This window comes from Enterococcus sp. HY326, assembly GCF_026157065.1.
In the GTDB taxonomy this organism is placed as follows: domain Bacteria; phylum Bacillota; class Bacilli; order Lactobacillales; family Enterococcaceae; genus HY326.
On record NZ_JANLGQ010000008.1, the window covers coordinates 76,898 to 95,208 of the forward strand.

22 protein-coding genes are annotated in these 18,311 nt (G+C 34.3%); 5 read left to right on the forward strand and 17 right to left on the reverse strand.

Annotation, left to right across the window (positions count from 1 at the left end):
* Positions 1-166 precede the first annotated feature (166 nt).
* The 8 genes from ORH16_RS16905 to ORH16_RS16940 all read right to left on the reverse strand — a co-directional run bounded on the left by ORH16_RS16905 (position 167) and on the right by ORH16_RS16940 (position 6,106).
* Entirely contained in the window at positions 167-2,014 is a 1,848-nt protein-coding gene (locus ORH16_RS16905) for a head maturation protease, ClpP-related (RefSeq protein ID WP_265460071.1), read from the reverse strand.
* Positions 2,015-2,499: 485 nt separating this feature from the next.
* Positions 2,500-3,906, reverse strand: coding sequence for a DNA primase family protein (locus tag ORH16_RS16910; protein ID WP_265460072.1), 1,407 nt, complete (start codon positions 3,904-3,906; stop codon positions 2,500-2,502).
* A complete protein-coding gene (locus ORH16_RS16915; RefSeq protein WP_265460073.1) occupies positions 3,903-4,754 on the reverse strand; it encodes a primase C-terminal domain-containing protein in 852 nt (283 codons plus the stop codon). The genes ORH16_RS16910 and ORH16_RS16915 overlap by 4 nt, the downstream gene beginning before the upstream one ends.
* A 29-nt stretch (positions 4,755-4,783) precedes the next feature.
* Complete coding sequence (locus ORH16_RS16920; RefSeq protein WP_265460074.1) at positions 4,784-4,987, reverse strand: hypothetical protein; 204 nt, start codon at positions 4,985-4,987, stop codon at positions 4,784-4,786.
* The gene (locus ORH16_RS16925) at positions 4,987-5,163 is read right to left on the reverse strand and encodes a hypothetical protein (protein ID WP_265460075.1); all 177 of its coding nucleotides are present in this window, start codon (positions 5,161-5,163) and stop codon (positions 4,987-4,989) included. Before ORH16_RS16925 ends, ORH16_RS16920 begins: the two co-directional genes overlap by 1 nt.
* 128 nt (positions 5,164-5,291) lie before the next feature.
* A complete protein-coding gene (locus ORH16_RS16930) occupies positions 5,292-5,519 on the reverse strand; it encodes a hypothetical protein (RefSeq protein WP_265460076.1) in 228 nt (75 codons plus the stop codon).
* Positions 5,520-5,595: 76 nt separating this feature from the next.
* On the reverse strand, positions 5,596-5,868 hold the full coding sequence (locus tag ORH16_RS16935) for a hypothetical protein (protein ID WP_265460077.1): 273 nt from the start codon (positions 5,866-5,868) through the stop codon (positions 5,596-5,598).
* A 34-nt stretch (positions 5,869-5,902) separates the two neighbouring features.
* Entirely contained in the window at positions 5,903-6,106 is a 204-nt protein-coding gene (locus ORH16_RS16940) for a helix-turn-helix transcriptional regulator (protein WP_265460079.1), read from the reverse strand.
* Positions 6,107-6,219: 113 nt separating this feature from the next.
* On the opposite strand from ORH16_RS16940, the gene ORH16_RS16945 reads away from it, so the two are divergent.
* Positions 6,220-6,732 (forward strand): helix-turn-helix domain-containing protein, encoded by a 513-nt coding sequence (locus ORH16_RS16945; protein WP_265460080.1) that lies wholly within the window; start codon positions 6,220-6,222, stop codon positions 6,730-6,732.
* A gap of 37 nt (positions 6,733-6,769) precedes the next feature.
* Positions 6,770-7,921: a tyrosine-type recombinase/integrase gene (locus tag ORH16_RS16950; protein ID WP_265460081.1), complete on the forward strand. Its 1,152-nt coding sequence runs from the start codon at positions 6,770-6,772 to the stop codon at positions 7,919-7,921.
* Positions 7,922-8,217: 296 nt separating this feature from the next.
* Here ORH16_RS16950 and ORH16_RS16955 read toward each other — a convergent pair whose 3' ends face one another.
* The 6 genes from ORH16_RS16955 to ORH16_RS16980 form a co-directional block, all read right to left on the reverse strand.
* Entirely contained in the window at positions 8,218-8,865 is a 648-nt protein-coding gene (locus ORH16_RS16955) for an RloB family protein (RefSeq protein ID WP_265460082.1), read from the reverse strand.
* Positions 8,866-10,143: an AAA family ATPase gene (locus ORH16_RS16960; RefSeq protein WP_265460083.1), complete on the reverse strand. Its 1,278-nt coding sequence runs from the start codon at positions 10,141-10,143 to the stop codon at positions 8,866-8,868. It abuts the gene before it with no gap.
* A gap of 361 nt (positions 10,144-10,504) precedes the next feature.
* Positions 10,505-11,452, reverse strand: coding sequence for a DUF4767 domain-containing protein (locus tag ORH16_RS16965; protein ID WP_265460084.1), 948 nt, complete (start codon positions 11,450-11,452; stop codon positions 10,505-10,507).
* Between the two features lie 4 nt (positions 11,453-11,456).
* Complete coding sequence (locus tag ORH16_RS16970; RefSeq protein ID WP_265460085.1) at positions 11,457-11,957, reverse strand: hypothetical protein; 501 nt, start codon at positions 11,955-11,957, stop codon at positions 11,457-11,459.
* A gap of 12 nt (positions 11,958-11,969) precedes the next feature.
* Positions 11,970-12,332 (reverse strand): zinc-ribbon domain-containing protein, encoded by a 363-nt coding sequence (locus tag ORH16_RS16975; protein ID WP_216453658.1) that lies wholly within the window; start codon positions 12,330-12,332, stop codon positions 11,970-11,972.
* Entirely contained in the window at positions 12,322-12,555 is a 234-nt protein-coding gene (locus ORH16_RS16980) for a helix-turn-helix transcriptional regulator (protein WP_265460087.1), read from the reverse strand. Before ORH16_RS16980 ends, ORH16_RS16975 begins: the two co-directional genes overlap by 11 nt.
* Positions 12,556-12,689: 134 nt before the next feature.
* On the opposite strand from ORH16_RS16980, the gene ORH16_RS16985 reads away from it, so the two are divergent.
* The gene (locus tag ORH16_RS16985) at positions 12,690-13,028 is read left to right on the forward strand and encodes a helix-turn-helix domain-containing protein (RefSeq protein ID WP_265460088.1); all 339 of its coding nucleotides are present in this window, start codon (positions 12,690-12,692) and stop codon (positions 13,026-13,028) included.
* Between the two features lie 75 nt (positions 13,029-13,103).
* On the opposite strand, the gene ORH16_RS16990 is transcribed toward ORH16_RS16985, so the two are convergent.
* Positions 13,104-13,910, reverse strand: a complete 807-nt coding sequence (locus ORH16_RS16990) for a hypothetical protein (protein ID WP_265460089.1) — start codon at positions 13,908-13,910, stop codon at positions 13,104-13,106.
* 299 nt (positions 13,911-14,209) lie between these two features.
* Complete coding sequence (locus ORH16_RS16995; protein WP_265460090.1) at positions 14,210-14,497, reverse strand: helix-turn-helix domain-containing protein; 288 nt, start codon at positions 14,495-14,497, stop codon at positions 14,210-14,212.
* Positions 14,498-14,821: 324 nt separating this feature from the next.
* On the opposite strand from ORH16_RS16995, the gene ORH16_RS17000 reads away from it, so the two are divergent.
* The gene (locus ORH16_RS17000; protein ID WP_265460091.1) at positions 14,822-15,532 is read left to right on the forward strand and encodes a helix-turn-helix transcriptional regulator; all 711 of its coding nucleotides are present in this window, start codon (positions 14,822-14,824) and stop codon (positions 15,530-15,532) included.
* 129 nt (positions 15,533-15,661) lie between these two features.
* Positions 15,662-16,804 carry a site-specific integrase gene (locus ORH16_RS17005; RefSeq protein WP_216453664.1) on the forward strand — a complete coding sequence of 381 codons (1,143 nt, stop codon included), beginning with the start codon at positions 15,662-15,664 and terminating at the stop codon, positions 16,802-16,804.
* A gap of 94 nt (positions 16,805-16,898) precedes the next feature.
* On the opposite strand, the gene sufB is transcribed toward ORH16_RS17005, so the two are convergent.
* Positions 16,899-18,290, reverse strand: coding sequence for a Fe-S cluster assembly protein SufB (gene sufB, locus ORH16_RS17010; protein WP_265460093.1), 1,392 nt, complete (start codon positions 18,288-18,290; stop codon positions 16,899-16,901).
* Positions 18,291-18,311 lie beyond the last annotated feature (21 nt).

The following is an 18,311-nucleotide window of genomic DNA, read 5'->3' on the forward strand; positions in this document are numbered from 1 at the left end:
AAAGAAAAAAGAGATGTTCTTTCAAAAAGAACACCTCTCTACTTATCTATCTTATAGTTACAATCTTTATAAGCTATTTACTACTAAATAGGAACAAACAGACCTAAACTCCACATGCTTAATCACTATTCTACTTGATATCATCAAGAATAACAAAGTGTGGTTCTTAAATCGTTTGTACATCTGCACGCAAGTATGCACGAATCTTAAACTTAAGATTACTAAAGGCGTCGCCAGCCACACGAGTAACCTCTATTGTCACACCAGTTAGGACACCATACCATAACTTAGTAAAGTCGCCCACTACGGCAAAGCTTCCATCATTCTTAGCTCCTAAGTCATTTGGTACTTGTGTAGTTGTAAGTTTGTGTGTCAAGTTCTCATAACTCTTAGGTGCATTTAAAGGTTGGCCGCTAACATCAGTCAAAGCGTCTAACTCTCCATAGGTTCGTGGTGAATAGATAACGCCGTTTGGTGTTCCGTTTGCTGACAAGATTGAAGTGACCGCTTTGCTAAACTCTTTATAATTTTCTAATGCTTTACCCACTACTTGTTTTTGAATACCATCACGATTATAAATCCCTTTTGGTTCTATCTCTGTTCCAGCACCCAACAACCCGACTCTGTCTAATTCTAACGCTAGTGCATTGACTATGCTTTGAGTAACAACTTGATCAATGTTTAATGCATCTTCTAACAATTCAATGGTGATATCTGACATTCCCACCAATGTTTTTGCTTCAAACTTCACTGGCTCGAAGTCTGCGTCAGTCTGAATGATTGGCTCGCCTTCTTTTTTCCAGTGTGGTTTAATATCCCCTGTTTGTTTGGCAAAGACTAGGGTAGATGAAGTCATGGGAACTGTTCTAGCACCAGCGGTCATTAAGACTGATTGTGCACGTACCATATTAATTAATTCGTTTGATAGTGGAGTTGGAATCAATACGCCGCCACTTCCGTCCCGATTGGCTGCGACTACCTGCTGTTCTTTTTCTGCCCCGTCCCTTTTACCAGTTGCCATGCCTTTTACTAGTTTGCCAATACTCATATCAGAAAATTCTTTTTGTTCATATCTACTTTGATTAGGTACGGTGATTTTTTGTTCAGGCGAAAGAACTTGTACTTTTTTTCCATCTTTGTAGAAATGTTGCTGCTGTTCTTTCACGTTTTCCATTTTTAACTTTTGTTCATCTTCTTCATTCTTTTGTTCTAGTTTTCTGATTTCAGCCTGTTCAATCTTGCCTACCAATGAATTGTAAAATGGGTAGTCATTCAACAATTGTTCATGCGTGCAATCCTTATGCTCGTTGATAAATTCCTCTTGTTGTGCCTTCAAGTCTTCCAATCGATTTCCATTTAATTTGATTGTCATATTTTTTACCTCTTTCTTTTCTTCTAATTTTATTGGATTATTTTTTAAAGCATTAATACATGTTGAATCGTTGAATTTTGCTACTAATTCAACTTGGTTTGTTACTTCATCACAAAAGCCATAATTCTTACATTCCTCAGCGCTAAGCCAAGTTTCATCATCAAGTAAGTCGATAAGTTTTTCTCTTGTGATTTTGCCGTTAGATTTGGATAGATATGCTTCAATTGAGCTTTCTCTAATCTTATCTAACGTATCAGCCATTTTTCTTAGCTCGTTAGAATTACCGTATGATAACGACGACATAGGGTTATGAATCATCATCATACTATTTGAAGGCATGATGACCTTATCCCCAGCCATTGCGATTACAGTTGCAATACTACAAGCCACGCCATCAATGTAAACAGTAACCATAGCTTTATAATTTTTTAGCATGTTATATATCGCTACGCCACTAAAGACACTGCCGCCATAAGATTGCACCCTTACTTCAATTTCACTAACTAAAGGTATGGCTGCTAATTCATTTCTAAAACTCAACGCACTAACATCACTTTCAGAATAATTTTCATCTGTGATATCACCATAAATATATATGGTAGCCTTGGTTCCACTTGTTTCTATTTGAAAATATTTTTCCATGTTACCCCTCTTTCCTATGATAGATTTTTATTAGATTTGGTTTTGCCCTTATCCTATTGATAATCCCACCCCTTTTTTTAGTATTGAATATACTACATAATCAATACTCCTTCTTATTCGTTCTATCCTATGCCACATAAGGCTTTAAGCTTCTTTTTTAAAAATCATTAAACTAGGAAAAAATACAGTGTATCGTCATGGACTTTTTTGTCCAACACGGCTAAATCCACTCCTGTTAGTGTACCCCTGCTAGAAGGTCAATTTTTATGGACATGTTGGACACACCACTATAAAAGCTGATATATCAAAGTTTACAGAGCAATAATTTTTATTTTATCTATTTTTTCGTTGGACACCCACTTGGACACTTTCCTTACCTGTCCAAATAGGTGTCCAAGCGTTTTTTTTTATTAATACAATTTCCAAGCCTACAAAGCCCGATAAATCAACGTTTAAAGATACCTGTCCAAACTGTCCAATAATTATCACCTAGATATAGGGGTATACTCATTTTTTAATTGCAGATGTTTGTACCTCCATAATCTAGTACCTTTTACACTCTGCTTAATCTTAATAATGCCCATTTTTTCAAGTTGCTTACTAAATCTTGGTTGTGATAATTCATGTAAGCTTTCTTGGTAACAGAATTTTTGATATTCCTCATAAATCATTTTTGAGGAGTCGCCATCATTTTTCGTAGTATCAAAAATACATTTTTCTTCAATAAACCGTAAGACGTGATTGGAATCTTTCAACCACTTTTCTTTTGCTTGTTTCATCTTGTCAGAAACGGTCAGCTCTTTACGGTCTAACGCTTCTTTAAACATACTTATGCAATAGGTGGCGAATAGTGGAATCTCTTTTTCAATCGCCTTTAAATCGTGTGCGGTTTTGAAGTCTTCATCTATTACACAATCAAAAGGAACAACGTATAACCGTCTTTCAAAGCCGTGTGTGAAGTCATTGAATGCTGGTAACTCGTTGGCTGAAAATATCAACTTCGCAAAGTTCACAAACATAAAATGGTCTTTCCCTTTAAACTCAGCAGATAAACGATCCCCACCAGTAAGAGCTTTGAGTAACCCTGTTGACTTGAGAAACTCTGAATCAACGTCCGCAAAGAGATTGGCTTCCTTCTGAAATAAATTCGCACTGGCAAACCTATTCTGCTTATTGCCTAAGTCTTGTAAGGTCATGTTGCTAACATTATCCGCCCCTAGTAGTTTCGTTAGAATTTCTAAGAAAGTAGATTTCCCGTTTTCCCCTGACCCTTGTAAAATGGTGATGGTCTGAAAAGGGGCATAGCTCCGATAAAAGCAGTAGCCGATTATTTCCATTAAATACTTAGCGCTGTCACTATCACCAGTTAAGGCTCTCAACCATTCAATTGTCTTGATGGGCGTTTGCTTGGTGGCTAGATCAATAGAATAGTTGTGACTTTGCAAAATATAGTCCTTTGTATCATGGGGCTTTAAAACGCCTGTCTTGATGTTATACGTGCCATTTTTAAAATTTGCCAAGTATGGCTTACTACGATTGAACGGATTTTCTTTTAAGCTGGAATCAAATATTTTAATGAAGATAAATTTCTTCGTCTCGCTTAATTTCTGCTGGCTCCACTTGCCAACGGACTCTAATTTTTTTGTGATATAGCCATCTAAAAAATCACTCAAACTATCTAAGCGCCAAGACCCGATTTTTTTATCGAATCTTGCGCCATAAGCTAATTCATTGGCTCGAATCATAGGAACTTCGTCTATGACTTCATAGCCTAATAATTGAGCGTTGACTTTCATAGTGCCGTTCTCGTCATAGTAAATCCATTTTGGTAGATTGCTTTTTTCTTCTTGGCGTTTCTTTTGAAGTTCCATTAAATCTACTATTTCACTCAATCGGCACCAAGCTCCTTCCTGGAAATTGAAAAGAAGGTTTCTTCCACTTCTTCTTCTGGTAGTGGTTCGTCAAAATATTGATTAGCTACTTTCACCAATTCAAAGATAGCCGTAACATTTACCGCCCTTGCTAATAGCCCGCCCGTAATGGCTGCTATCCGATTGTTGCGGTTTCCCACTTCACCACCAGACACCAGACTTTCAAACAGTTCTGTGGTGGCATTGCGGTAACGTGACCCACCTTTTTTAAACTGGTTCAGGTTCTTAACTGGTTTCCCCTTAGTTTGCGATACAACCCAATTCTTAGCGGTTTCTAACGTCTGACTTAATCGGAATGGTGTTTCTACTTCGTGGATAATAACTTGCCCCTTGTGAACGTGTTGAGTAAAAACTGGTAGCAATTGAATCTGCGACCAAGTGCCATTGGATAAGTCCACATTCTTTAACACGCTTTTAAGCAGCTTTTCAGAGAAGAAACGGACTAACAGCTTATAATCTGCTTCCTTTACAGCACCATCTAGCGGAATAACTAACCGATAGCGGACACCTTTCAACCCGTGGCTGATAGTCGGGTAAAGGACATAAGAGACATCACTTAATAATTTACGGATCGTTTGAATTAAAGTTTCTTCTGATACACTCACATCATCTAAATCTAAAATTAGACAATCCCGATAAACTAAGTTCTCATTCTTACGGACGAGTGCCGACATCTTACCAGCAATAAACCCATCTACGCCCATTGTTTTTAATTTCTTTTGTTCTTCTGGTGCATCAGGTACTTGTACTGTAATTGGTTGATAGTCCTTGAAAAACTCAATCACCTTTTTTTGAGTAGGTTCTTCCATAATAGACGGAATAACTTTTCCTTTATAAATCATTTAACCACCGCCTCACTCTCGATAATATTCGCTAGTCTGTTTAAAAATCCTTTGACAGCTGGAGTATCATTTTCTTGTACTTTATTCCGAATTGAATTTGCTAGAAGAATCTTCCCATCATCATCTAGTTGGATAGCACAAATTAATACTTCTCTAATTAATTCGGAAAGTTCACTGTTGAATAGTTTTTCAATATTCATCAATCCAAACCCCCTACCAATTCAAGATTTTTCTCTACTACAATCGTGTTCCCTTGTTCGTTACGGCATAAGAAAATTCCTTCTTGAAGCTCCATTACAATCTCAACAAACGCCCCTGTAGTTAAATATTTTGACTTTATCACTCGGCAAAAATCACCTTTTTTAATTGTTTTCATGGTCTTTCCTCCTAAAATTTGATATAATAGAGAAAAGAATAATAGGCATGAAACCCTATCGTGTAGCCATTTGCTGAACTCGCCAAAGTTTATACAGCAAAAGGCTTTTTTCTTTTCTCCATTTCATGTTATTCCTCTATAAATTCCACAAATTCTAACTTCTCAACTAACTGTTTAGCTGCCTGCAGTTCATCAATTGCAATCTGAATTTTTTCACTGCTAAGTTCAACAAGCTCGCCGTCTTGCATTATTGCTGAACTAAGGTCACCAGCTGCTTCGAGACACCCTTTTGCCGTTCCCATAATTGATTCCCATTTCGCCCACTCTTGATCATACTTTTCTTCATTGATTTTCATTGTGATGTTCTCCCTTCAAATCCTTATGCAACTAATACTTGACTAACTGACTTCCACTTTTGCCCCCAGCAATTAATTAATTTTCAAATTGTGCCATCCATTCATCAACTTTTTTACGATTACAACGCTTCGTTTGGTTGATTACAGACACTGGAAAATCTAACTCTTTGATAAACTTAGATAGGTTAGTCCGTGATACTTGTAGATAATCGCACGTCGTTTCTAAATCCATCCAATCGGGGACAGTACGTTTCTCAACTTCACACTGCATTGTCTCCGCCCATACACGACTAGCAACTTCTGTTAATTGCTGTTCGATTGTCGGCGATAAATCTACTTCTAATTTCATTAAATCACCTCATTTCAGCAAAACATTTCCCAACTTAGTGATTAAAAAAAATTTCATCAATAGTTACGTTGGGATTAACTAATTTGAATTTTTCTTTCATTATTTCTTTCTCGGAGTCTTTAAAAGGAATATTGCCTCGTTCTTTTTCAGAATAGGCTTGTCTCGATATATTCAAAATGGTAGCCATTTCCTTTTGCTTCATTCCTACCATAACACGATAGCCAGCAACTTTATTCATTAATATCACCTCGCTTTTACTTAAAAACATTTCCCAACTTGACTTTAGTATAAGCCCAATTTATAATGGTGTCAAGAACATTTCCCAACTTTTTTTTATTAAGGAGATTTTTTATGAGTGATAAGCAAAATAATATAGCAATCGGAACACGAATTAAATCTATCAGAATTTCTCAAGGTTTAACTATGGAAGATTTTGGGAAAAAATTTACCCCTAAAGCCACCAAAGGAACCGTTTCGAATTGGGAAAATGGAAACTATCTTCCTAACAATGAAAGACTAAAGCGTATTGCCGAAATTGGCAACGTTAGTATGGTTTACTTGCTTGAAGGCAAATATATGTTAAAAGATATTCATATGATGCCTAAAGAAGAACAAGAAAAATTAGCTCAATCTAGAGGCTCCGCATTTGGAACTGATTCCGAAAACGAGTATTTTTTACAAATGGCCAAGAAGTTTTGTGATTCTGTTGACGATGATCATATTAAAAAAGATTTGGCCTTATTGCTTAACGGATTAATTGAAATTAAAGAAGGTCTTATCCCAAAAAAACAACTTAAAAATGAACTAAGTAATTTATCATCTGAATTATCAAAGATTCCATTTAGAATTTCTGAACTAAAATAACCCTCCACTTGCCCCCAGCAGTACAGGAGGAAATATCATGGCGAAATTTGAACAATACAAAGATAAGAACAACAAAAGAAAATGGTTATTCACTGGATATATTGCTACTGATCCAATATCTGAAAAAAAGATTGTTACTACCCGCAAAGGTTTTGACACTAAAGCAGAAGCTAGCCTTGAATTTGATAAATTGAAGGCAAGTATTTTGAAAGGGTCTAAGAAGAAGCGTGCAATCACCTTTCAAGAACTTTACGCCGATTGGTTGGAACAGCACCGTAAAAGTGTTAAGTCGTCCACCGTAGCCACTAACAGACGTTTTATTGAAGGACATGTACTTCCTAAATTTGGAAAATTAAAATTAGACCAAATAACCGTCTCTTTTTGTCAAAAGTGTGTAAATGAATGGCACAGCAAATTTAAACAATATCATTATATAAGACGTGCTGCTGCACAAATAATGAGTTACGGTGTATCTATGGAACTTATGGAAAGTAACCCTATGAAAAAAACAATTCTCCCTCGTAAGAAGGAGGAAGAAAAGAAGCCGAATTTCTATAGTAAGGACGAACTAAAAGAATTTATGGTGTATGTTGAAACGCTTGATAATTATAAGTATTATGCTTTCTTTCGTCTGCTAGCAATAACTGGTATGCGTAAATCAGAAGCGTTAGGGCTATATATTAAAGACCTAAACATATTTAATAAGACAATAACAATCGGCAAAACGATAGCAATTGATGAATATGGCCAAGTTATTTTGCAGACACCTAAAACAAAAAATTCATACCGCACCATCAGCCTTGATGATGAAACGATACGGATTTTGAAAAAGTGGTTCAGTATTCAAAAAGAAGATTATTTTAAATTGGGTTATAACACATCGAAACCTAAACAGCTTATGTTTAGCAATATGAACAATGATTTGTATTATCCACAAGTTGTAAACGACTGGCTAGATTGGATTTATGATAAATCCGAAAAAGAAGAATTAATTCTAAAAAGAATAAGTCCTCACGGTTTTCGTCATACTGCTTGCTCGCTTATGTTTGAATCTGGTGCAACGATTAATGAAGTTCAAAAACGCTTAGGTCATAAAGACGTGAAAACTACCATGAATATTTATAGCCACGTTACACCGGAACAAGCAGAAAATACCAGTCAAAAATTAGCAAGCTATTTAGGTTTCTAACAAATAGATAGTTTTCCAGATAGTATTTATGAAACAGAAGGCAAATAAAAAGCCAAGAACGCTATAATATCAACGTTCTCAGCTTATAGTTAGGACTTATCCTACACTGCCTTCCATATTGGAATCGGCTTCTCAACTAGTGTCATTAACTATCAAACCAAGTTATTAAGAGTTCTTATAGAAGTTTAAAGAATCAATATTTATCATTGATTGTCAAATTAGGATGGTCAAAATCTGGTCAATTTAGATATGTTATTGGGAGCAACCCTGTCTTTATTTACTAAAGATAGGGATTTCTATTTCTTTAAAGATAATAGTTCACTAACTAACGCAGAAACATTTGTGCAAGGATTTTTTTTTGAACATGGACATCCACAAAAATCATTAAGTAATTTTTCCGAGTTACTTATTGCTATCTCAGTCTTATCAACTAAAAAATCAAAAATCCCTTCATCAGTTTTTGAATATCCTTTATACCCTTCTTTTTGTAAATACTTATCTAATTTTTCCTGATATTGTGCTCTAGTAATTGCAGATTGAAGATATTCAAAATGTAATAAATACCATAATTCAAATGAATCATTAGACCATGCAACTTTATAACCTTTAGATTTTGCCGATTCAATAGCATTATCAAAATAATCTAACGGTATGTCATCTAAATCAAATAAAATCCATATATTTTCATAAATTTTAGGCGACTTTCTCAAATAGTTTTCAACGTCTTCTATCAACCTAAAATTACTTGTTCCTACTCCATGAATATCAAAAGATGGTACATCTTCAATTGAAATTTTCCCATCAAGAGCTTCATACCCATCAATTAGCATTTCACTAAACTTGGTAAAATATATTACCTCTGTCTTCTTCCCTTCACTTCCTATGAAGTAACTTGCAGGTTCTCTTTTTTTCTTTTTTTTTTCTTTTTTTCCTATTTTAGCCAATTAATCATCCTCTATCTTTCTTAAATTAGGGATTGAATTATATCTTCCTAAAATATAGTCTTTTCCATAACTAGCATCATTTCTAATTTTTTTATTGTCTTCATCTACATAGCTATCCAATGAATACAATTCGGAAGATCCAGCATCATCCTTATCTACGAACCAAATTTCATCTCTTCTAAACGTTTCTTTATCTAATGTAAACACTTCTTGTGTAGAAAATATTAACTGAGCATTTTTTTTATTTAAATTATTATCATGGAACATTATGATTATATACCTTAAAAGTAAAGGATGGAGTTTAGCATCTAATTCATCAACAAACAAAGTATGCCCATATTTAAGTGATCTTGAAATATCAGCATATAACAATAACATTTTTATTGTACCACTTGACTCAGATGTAATTGGAGTAATTTTCAATTCTTTAGTATCTGGATTTTTATGATAACTAACTACTATTTTCCTAGTTAGCTTTTCTTCTTCGAATGAATCTATTTCTTCCTTAACACCTAATTTTTCAATACCAACATCTATTGATTTTATGAAATTTTCTAATTTCTCTTTCTCATCAATATCTTCTATAATTTGAACTAAATCCGATTCAATTGAATTACGCATAGGGCCATATCCTCTTAATTTTCTTAGCCCAAACGCTTCTCTATTAGGATTTCCGTAATCTATTGTTTTAGTATCTTTAAACCACTCTATGACATCACTAATACTCTCTATCTTTAATTGAGATAGGACTGAAATATACAAAGTTTCATCGCTTACTAGCTCCAGTAATTTTGATGTTTCGTTTACATCTTTAAAATCATTTGCAACTCTAATCTGACTATTTTTTCTATTAAAAATAGGTTCAAAATCTTCTTTTTTTAATTTAGGATTTCTCTTGTATAAATATTCTTCAATAATTATATCGTTTTTAATAGAGAATCCATACTGATATATATTATTTTTTTTTGAAAAAAGTACACTAAACTCAGTAGGGACTGTTTCTTTTTCAAACCAATGTCCTTCCACACTATGAAATAACTTAAATTCAGAACTAGAAAATGAATTTAATACTAACAACCTCATCATTCTAAAAGCTTCTATAATGTTACTCTTTCCAGAAGCATTTGCACCATAAATTGCTGCAACTTTAAGTACTTTTTCGTCAAAGCAATCAATAACCACATCTTCCACATGCTCTTTTATTGGTGACGCCAACATATCTAAGGTTACTTCCTCTTTAAAGGACTTAAAATTTTTAAAACTAAATTGATGTAACATCTTTAATCACCTCTTATTTCAAATACTACCTTAGTTTATTCCTTTTTACAAGTATTTGAGAAATTTTCTCATATTATTATCTGTAATATTTGCAGGTCTGTTTCATCTGCACTAACTCACACAACTATGTAGTACTTTTTAATGATTTTCAGCCAAAAACTATTTTTCGTTTCATTTACATATGAAACATAGAAACCCTTGTATATCAATATTTATAAAGCTATGTTTCATTTCGTTTCATGTCTCAAAATTTATTAACCTTTTGCAAAAGTCAAAAAAAGAGTACCCCAAGTGAACACTGTAGCTCATTTAAAGGGTACCCTTAGTACGGTCAAATAACAACGGGGTGGGGTTCTCTATCCTATTCAATTCCTTGTATCATTCTGCCAAAGATATGATTAGCTTGAGTTGGTTCTCCATCAGTTAGAGTAAGGGTGTACTCCGTTGCCAGTGGCTCTTTTAAGCTCACTTTTATCCCTTCTCCAACCTTCTGCTGAACAGATAGACTAATTGCTTTCAGATGTTCAATTGCTTCTGATATAGCTTGCTGATCATTTTGAATAGACTCATCAACATAATAAGTAATCCTTGTACCATTGCCATCATTTTCAGTCGTTAGATAGCCTTTATAAGGCAGTTGACCATAGTTGCTGATAAAGTAACTAAGTTGTTCATCTTTGGTAAAATTTGATTTAACATCATCAAAAGTTACACTACTATTCACAATATTACTAAAACCATCTCTAAGCTCTTTATTCTCTGTTTCTTTAAAATATAAGTAATTATTGGGATTTCCTTGATTCTGACTAGTTATTAACACTTTGGGTACTCCCGAATTAATGGTAAAGAAGTAAACATGCTTCGATAAATAACCTTGTGCCCCTGCATCGGAATAAACAGCCACTAAAGAATAACCTGATTCTTCTTCACCATTTTCTGACCAGTTTAAAACTATTGGCGTGTTACCAATAACCGCCTGCCACTTATTGTTATTCAGAACCGAGTCAGGGAGTTTTAAACCGTATAAATCAACATTATTATTCGGACTGTATTGTTTATACGTCTGATTCATTGTTTGTCCCCAAGTATTCATAAAGTCATTGAGCTTTTTATCCTTATCAGCATTCCATAACATTTCATCAACTATCTTATCTTCTGTTGAAGAATTACTGACAGAGCTCTCTTTTACAGAACTAAGTCTGTTAGTAGTTTCACTATAGGTAGATGAGATAGGCTGTTCTTCTTTATTTTGACAGGACACCATCAAAATAGTGGGTAGTAGAGCTAATAACACCAATGCTTTTTTCATTTTGTTACTCCCTATCAAATTTATCTGGATTTTTTTCTATATAATCATTGTAAAGCACAGTTGTCATAGAAACAATCGTTTGCCCTGCTTGAATTTTTTCGATATCTTGCTCCAGTATCCCTGTTCTTATTTTATCTATGCCCTCATAAAGAGTTTCATGAGAATCCTTAATCTCTTTAGGTAAAGCACTTGTAGGTTTGATGTTTTTCAATTTTTTCATTTGTTTACCTAAATAGTCTGCTGTATCCTGCATATCTTCATCAGAATAGACATCTGTCTGCTTGATTTTCACGTCACTATCAACGACTATATTCACAACTTCTTGTACGTATTCTTTTTCTGATAGCCCCTCCGAACTAAATAACATTGAAAAACAACCTAATAATAGCAAGCCCCCCACTATCAGTATTTTTCTTCTATCCTTTGGGTGATGATGTGTTTTGAGAAGCTTTCTTATTGCAATTGCGAAAAAAATAAAACCTATCCCACCTAATATTTTTGTCATCTTTAAACCTCCTCAATATCCAGATGATAAGCCCAGAAGCGTTCCTAGAATACCACCTGCTACACCTGCAATCATTAAAATAGTTCCATGCTTTTCATCATGTTCTCTATACAAATACCCCATAATAACTCCAATAGCACCAAATAATACAGGAATAAATAGGAGTGAGATGACAACTGAAATCCATCCAGCAATCTTATACAGATTTCCACTCTGCTTTCCCTTACTAATCTGGTCTTTTACTTCACTGAGAGATTTTTCTATCTTAGGGCTTATTTGTTCTGTGTATAACTCCTTATTTTCCTGCGATGCACCACATGATGGGCAAAACTTTGCTGATTTCTCCATTTGACTTCCACACTTTCTACAATACATTTGTTTCTTCCTCCCTATTTACATTAAAAATATCATGAAAGAGCTCATCCATATCAACTTCTAACACTTGCGATAATAGCTTCATTTGGTAAGGTTTAGGTACTGTCCTACCAGTTTCCCATGAACTAATTGACTGCTGAGTGACAGACATTTTCTCAGCTATTTCAATTTGAGAATACCCTTTTGCTTCTCTGTATAAACTAAGTCTTCTTTTCTCTTTCATAATCTTTTTCCTCCTCACAAACATTATATACATCGTTTTGTAGTATTTCAACAATAATTTGTGATTAAACACCATTTTTAACAAGAATAAACAACATTTCGTTGTATAGTATAAGTATCGGAGGGATAGACTAAATGAAACAATATGCTAAAACCATACGAGAAAGCAGAAAAAAATTAGGTTGGACTCAAAAACAACTTGCTGAGAAAATCCATGCCTCTCAGCAAGCTATTGCTCGTTGGGAAAATGAAATTACTGAACCTCGAACTGAAAATTTACAAGCACTTTCAGAGGCTCTGGGAGTCCCTCTAAGCCATTTTATAGATAGACAAACAGAAATAGCAGATGACGATTTCAACGCTTTGTATCGCTCCTTATCGCCCGAAGATAAGGTTAAAACCTTAGACTATATGAGGTTATTAAAGAGACAAGAAATGGAACGAAACAAATTTAAAGATCACCCAGCCAATTAAGAAGGGTGATCTTTAGACTTTAAAACTAGATGGACTCATCTCCAAAGTTATTTTCCAAAAAAATCAATTAATAAGCTATACATTTTTCTCCTTCATTTTTTGAAGAACGCCTTTTACTTTGATTTCCAACCTATATACTCTTTTTTTGAAGGTTTCCTTAGAAATTTCATGTTTCTCGCATATATTATCTTCGTTAAGTAATAACAAATCCAATATAAGCTGTTTTTCTCTTGTTTTCAGCACTTCTGATTCTATCAACTCTTTTAATAATTCAACGGTTTCTACCTCCTGCATATAATCAGTTACATTATTATAGTTATTTTCTACGCTCAATATATCTCTTGAGCTTAATTTCAATTTAAGTTCATATTCATTGACAAATATATCTTCATGAGAAAAAATGTCTACACCCATTCCATTGTGAGTTGGGCTCATCACTCTATAATAGTCAGGCTTCTCCTTTTTTTCTCTGGCTAACTGTTCACTAGACTTTCTTCTATATCCATTCCCAAGCATTAATTCTCTTTTTAAATTTCTCTCTGCATTTTGCAGCATATTATATTTTAACTTCATTGACTCTTCAGATTCTCCCTGTAGTAATAAATGAAATTCCCAGATATCTTTATTGTTTTGTTCCTGAAGCTTCACTCTTCTACAATATTCTATCCATAAAGAGGCTACATACATATCGTATGTATCTTTATATTTAGGCATGTTAACAGGTACAGACGTAGAACGATACACTTCATAAACATAAGTTTGGATATATGGCTTAATTAACTTAAAAAAGTGAACCCATACAATTTGTAAATCTCTTACATATTTTTCCCTTGGCGATACTTTTCTATCTAGTAATTTCTCATTTTTTTCAATTTTATTCATAATCTTCTCCTTAATTGTCCAAATTTATATTTTTATTGGGCATTATTTATTTGTAAAACTCTTTTGAAATGTTCTTTCATCTTAGTCCCTTCTGAAAAACCTTCATCATACTAAAAAACTACTAACCTTTTAATCAAAATCCTTTATATATTTGATTGTTTTTGAATCTCTTTAGATTAGTAGTTAAATAGAACTTAGAATTGAAAGCTGAGTGATTTTCTCAGCTTTTTACAGGTTTTTTAAGGGGCGTGCCCCTTGAATAGCTACCTTTGTGTTCTTTTTCAAAAAGAACCCTCAAGCTAACTTCTGTGACTTAGCATAAAAACATCTAAGTCAGATTTAGAAATTCTTTGAATACCATCAATTTTAGTAATAGCTAGATCATACTCAGAAATATATCTTTTCAATGTGTTTAAAGAAACATCTAAATATTTAGATGCATCCTTCAACTTCATATATTCAGAATACTTATTACTAGTGTTCAGTAAAAAATAGATATCCTCTTTTAACTTTTCAATCTCCCCTTCTAACACTTGTTGAACTGTCTTAGTAATGACACTATCAATTGTTATGTCTTCTGTTAACATAAATTCCATCCTTTCATTAGTTTTTTGTATCTCTCTTTTTAAAATCACTAAAAAAGCACAGACTCCCCCTCTCATCAAAATAAAGTAAAAAAACTTTAATTAGACAAGAAGCATTGAAAGTCTGTGCTGTAAGCTTCTTTATATATTACATGATTACTATACCACGAAACAGGGCGTTTGTCAATACCCTGTTTACGATTAATTGCTATTTAAATTAAATCATTTTAAAATACTAGTATTCAGTGTGCTATTTTTCAAAAACGTAATACAGGGTATTTACAAACACCCTATTATATTGTATACTATTTGCAAGGAGATGATAATATGACTAACTCACTTCCTCTAACTTCTAGTGACAGAGACAAACACCGAGGTCAGAGAATTAAAAAAATTCGTAAAGAATTAAAATTGACTCAAGTAGACTTTGGTATACTTGTCTCTAAAAATAAGAGTATGGACAGAAAAACTGTTTACGATTGGGAAATAGGTAAATTTTGTCCTAATGATGAAAGTTTAAAAAAAATAACCAAAATAGGAAATATTAGTATTGAGGAACTCTTGTTTGGATCATTTGACAGCTACATTTTAGGATTGATTCTAAATGGTGATACATTAATTCAAAATGAATTTAGTTCTACAGATTTATCACTCTATGATTACCTAAAATTTTCAAATAGACCTGTAACAGCTAGTCTATTTAAAAATTTAGATATAGAAAAGAAAAAAGATATCTCTTATAAGACACTCGAAATTTGCCGTAAAAAAAAGCTAACACACTATGATACTAAAAAGATTAGCGATATTTTTACTGATGTTGTCACAAACTACACAGAAGGAGATATTTCTTATCTTACCTTTTCAATTTTAGAAAATTTAAACTTAATTGAAACTGAATGGCTACCAGATCAAGTTAGGGATAATTCTTCTGAATCAAATAAGTTTTCTGACGATGGGTTAATTGCAATATCTAATGCCATTACTCATTTTAGACATGAACTAAATATCATTAACAACCAGTACAGTAATCTAAAATAACGGAGGTGTATAAGATGGAGCGATACTAAGCGTAACATCTTAAAATAAACAGAAATTAATACTTAGATTTACTCCTACTATTGCTCCCAATAGACTATATCTATTGACCGATATCTAGGAGGAAAGAAAATGGCAAAAATATCAAAGTACAAAAAGAATAACGGTCAAGTAGCATGGATGTTCAAAGGACATGTGGCCACTGATCCACGAACTGGAGAAAAAGTAAATACCACACGTAGAGGCTTTAAAACTAGGCAAGATGCAAAAAAATCACTTGATGAACTAGCATACGAGATAAAGTATGGGGTCAAGAAGAAAGCTTCTGATATGACTTTCGAGGACTTATATGAAGAATGGATAACCCATCAACGATCAAGTGTTAAGCCTTCGACAGTAGCTATATCTGTTAGATTTGCTAAAAATCAAATACTACCTGAGTTTGGTAAGTTGAAGTTAACGGATATTTCTGTCCCATACTGCCAGAAAGTCTTAAGCAAATGGCATGCAAAATATAAGATGTGGGATTCTATTCGAAAACAGACTGGACAGATTTTAGCCTATGGCGTTTCTATGGAATATCTTGATAGTAACCCTATGAGAAAAACAATGCGTCCTAAGCATAAAGAGTATGAGGAAAAACGAAAGTTCTATACTAAAGATGAATTGAATACCTTGCTAGATGCATTCAAGGACTTTGGAAACACTAAGCAATATGCTTTCTTCCGATTACTAGCATATACTGGGATGAGAAAAAGCGAAGTTCTTGCATTACAGTGGAAAGATATTGATATGTTTAATAAGGAACTGTATGTTAACAAAACAGTTGCGATTGATGAACATAAGAATATCATAATCCAAACGCCTAAAACCAAAGCCTCAAGAAGAACGATTTCTCTTGATAAAGGGACTTTAGCAATCTTAAACGACTGGAAGATGCAACAAAGAACTGAATATTTTAAACTAGGCTATAATACGAGCTCAGAAGAGCAATATGTTTTTACAACACTTAAAAACACTCTATACATTCCAAACACTGTGAATGATTGGTTAAGATATATTTTGAAAAAGTATAACTTACCTCGTATTACGCCTCATGGATTCAGACATACCCACGCTAGTTTGTTATTAGAAGCTGGAGAATCTGTTAAGGTAGTTCAACAACGATTAGGGCATGAAAATAGTAAAGTGACATTAGATATCTATGCACACATTACAAACAACGCACCTAAGAAAACGGGGCAAGAGTTTGCTGATATGATGGCTCATCAGTAAAAAAGCTGGTCAAAAGCTGGTCATTTCTAATATCAAGGTAAAAGAAAAAAGCTAGAACCCTTATATATCAAGGGTTCTAGCTCCTATAATAGGTTTAACCTACACTGCCTTCCATTTCATAACTGATTAAACGATTTAACTCTACCGCATATTCCATCGGTAATTCCTTCGTAAATGGTTCGACAAAGCCCATGACAATCATTTCTGTGGCTTCGCTCTCGGTCAGGCCACGGCTCATCAGGTAGTAAAGTTGTTCTTCAGAAATTTTAGAAACCTTGGCTTCGTGTTCTAAAGAAACTTGGCTGTTGTGGATTTCATTGAATGGAATTGTATCGGATTTCGATAGTTCATCCATGATAATTGTGTCGCATTCAATGTGGGAAATTGAACCGGCACTGTCTTTGTTAAAGGTTACTTGACCACGGTAGTTTACTTCGCCGCCGTCTTTGGAAATTGATTTTGAAACAATGGAGCTGGAAGTGTTTGGTGCGTTGTGAATCATTTTCGCACCTGTGTCTTGAATTTGTTTAGCTCCAGCAAACGCAATTGATAACATAGTGCCACGAGCGCCACGGCCATCAAGATAAACACTTGGATACTTCATAGTAGTTTTGGCGCCTAAGTTTCCATCAATCCATTCCACGGTTGCCCCTTCTAGAGCTTTTGCCCTTTTAGTAACTAAATTATAGACATTGTCTGACCAGTTTTGGATAGTCGTGTAACGCGTGTAGGCATCTTTCAAGGTAAAAATTTCTACGATGGCTGCATGCAAGCTATTGCTAGAATAAGTTGGCGCTGTACAGCCTTCGACATAATGAACGCTGGCACCTTCGTCAACGATGATGAGCGTCCGTTCAAATTGACCGGTATTTTCAGCGTTGATTCGGAAATAAGTTTGCAAAGGAACATCAACTTTGACACCTTTTGGCACATAGATAAAGGTGCCGCCAGACCAAACTGCTGAATTTAGTGCAGCTAATTTATTATCTGTTGGTGGGACTAACTTGGCAAAATATTGTTTGAATAATTCTGGATATTCCTTTAAAGCAGAATCTGTATCCGTGAAGATGATTCCTAATTTGGTGAACTCATCCTTCATATTGTGATAAACAACTTCTGATTCATATTGGGCAGAGGCGCCGGCTAGATAAGCCCGCTCTGCTTCTGGAATCCCGATGCGTTCAAAGGTTTCTTTGATTTTATCCGGCACATCGTCCCAATCTCTTTCGGGACGGTCGCTGGCTTTTTGGTAATATTTTATTTTAGCAAAATCAATATCTGATAAATCTGGACCCCAGGTTTGCATTGGCATTTTGTTGAAGGCTTCTAAAGACTTCAAACGAAATTCCAACATCCATTCTGGTTCTTCTTTTACTCGCGAGATTTCCCGGACGACTTCTTCGGTTAACCCTTCACCCGTAGTAAAAACGGGTTTGACGTCGTCATGGAAACCAAATTTATATTCTTCTAACTCGGGTACTCCCATGGTCCCACGCTCCTTTTCTGA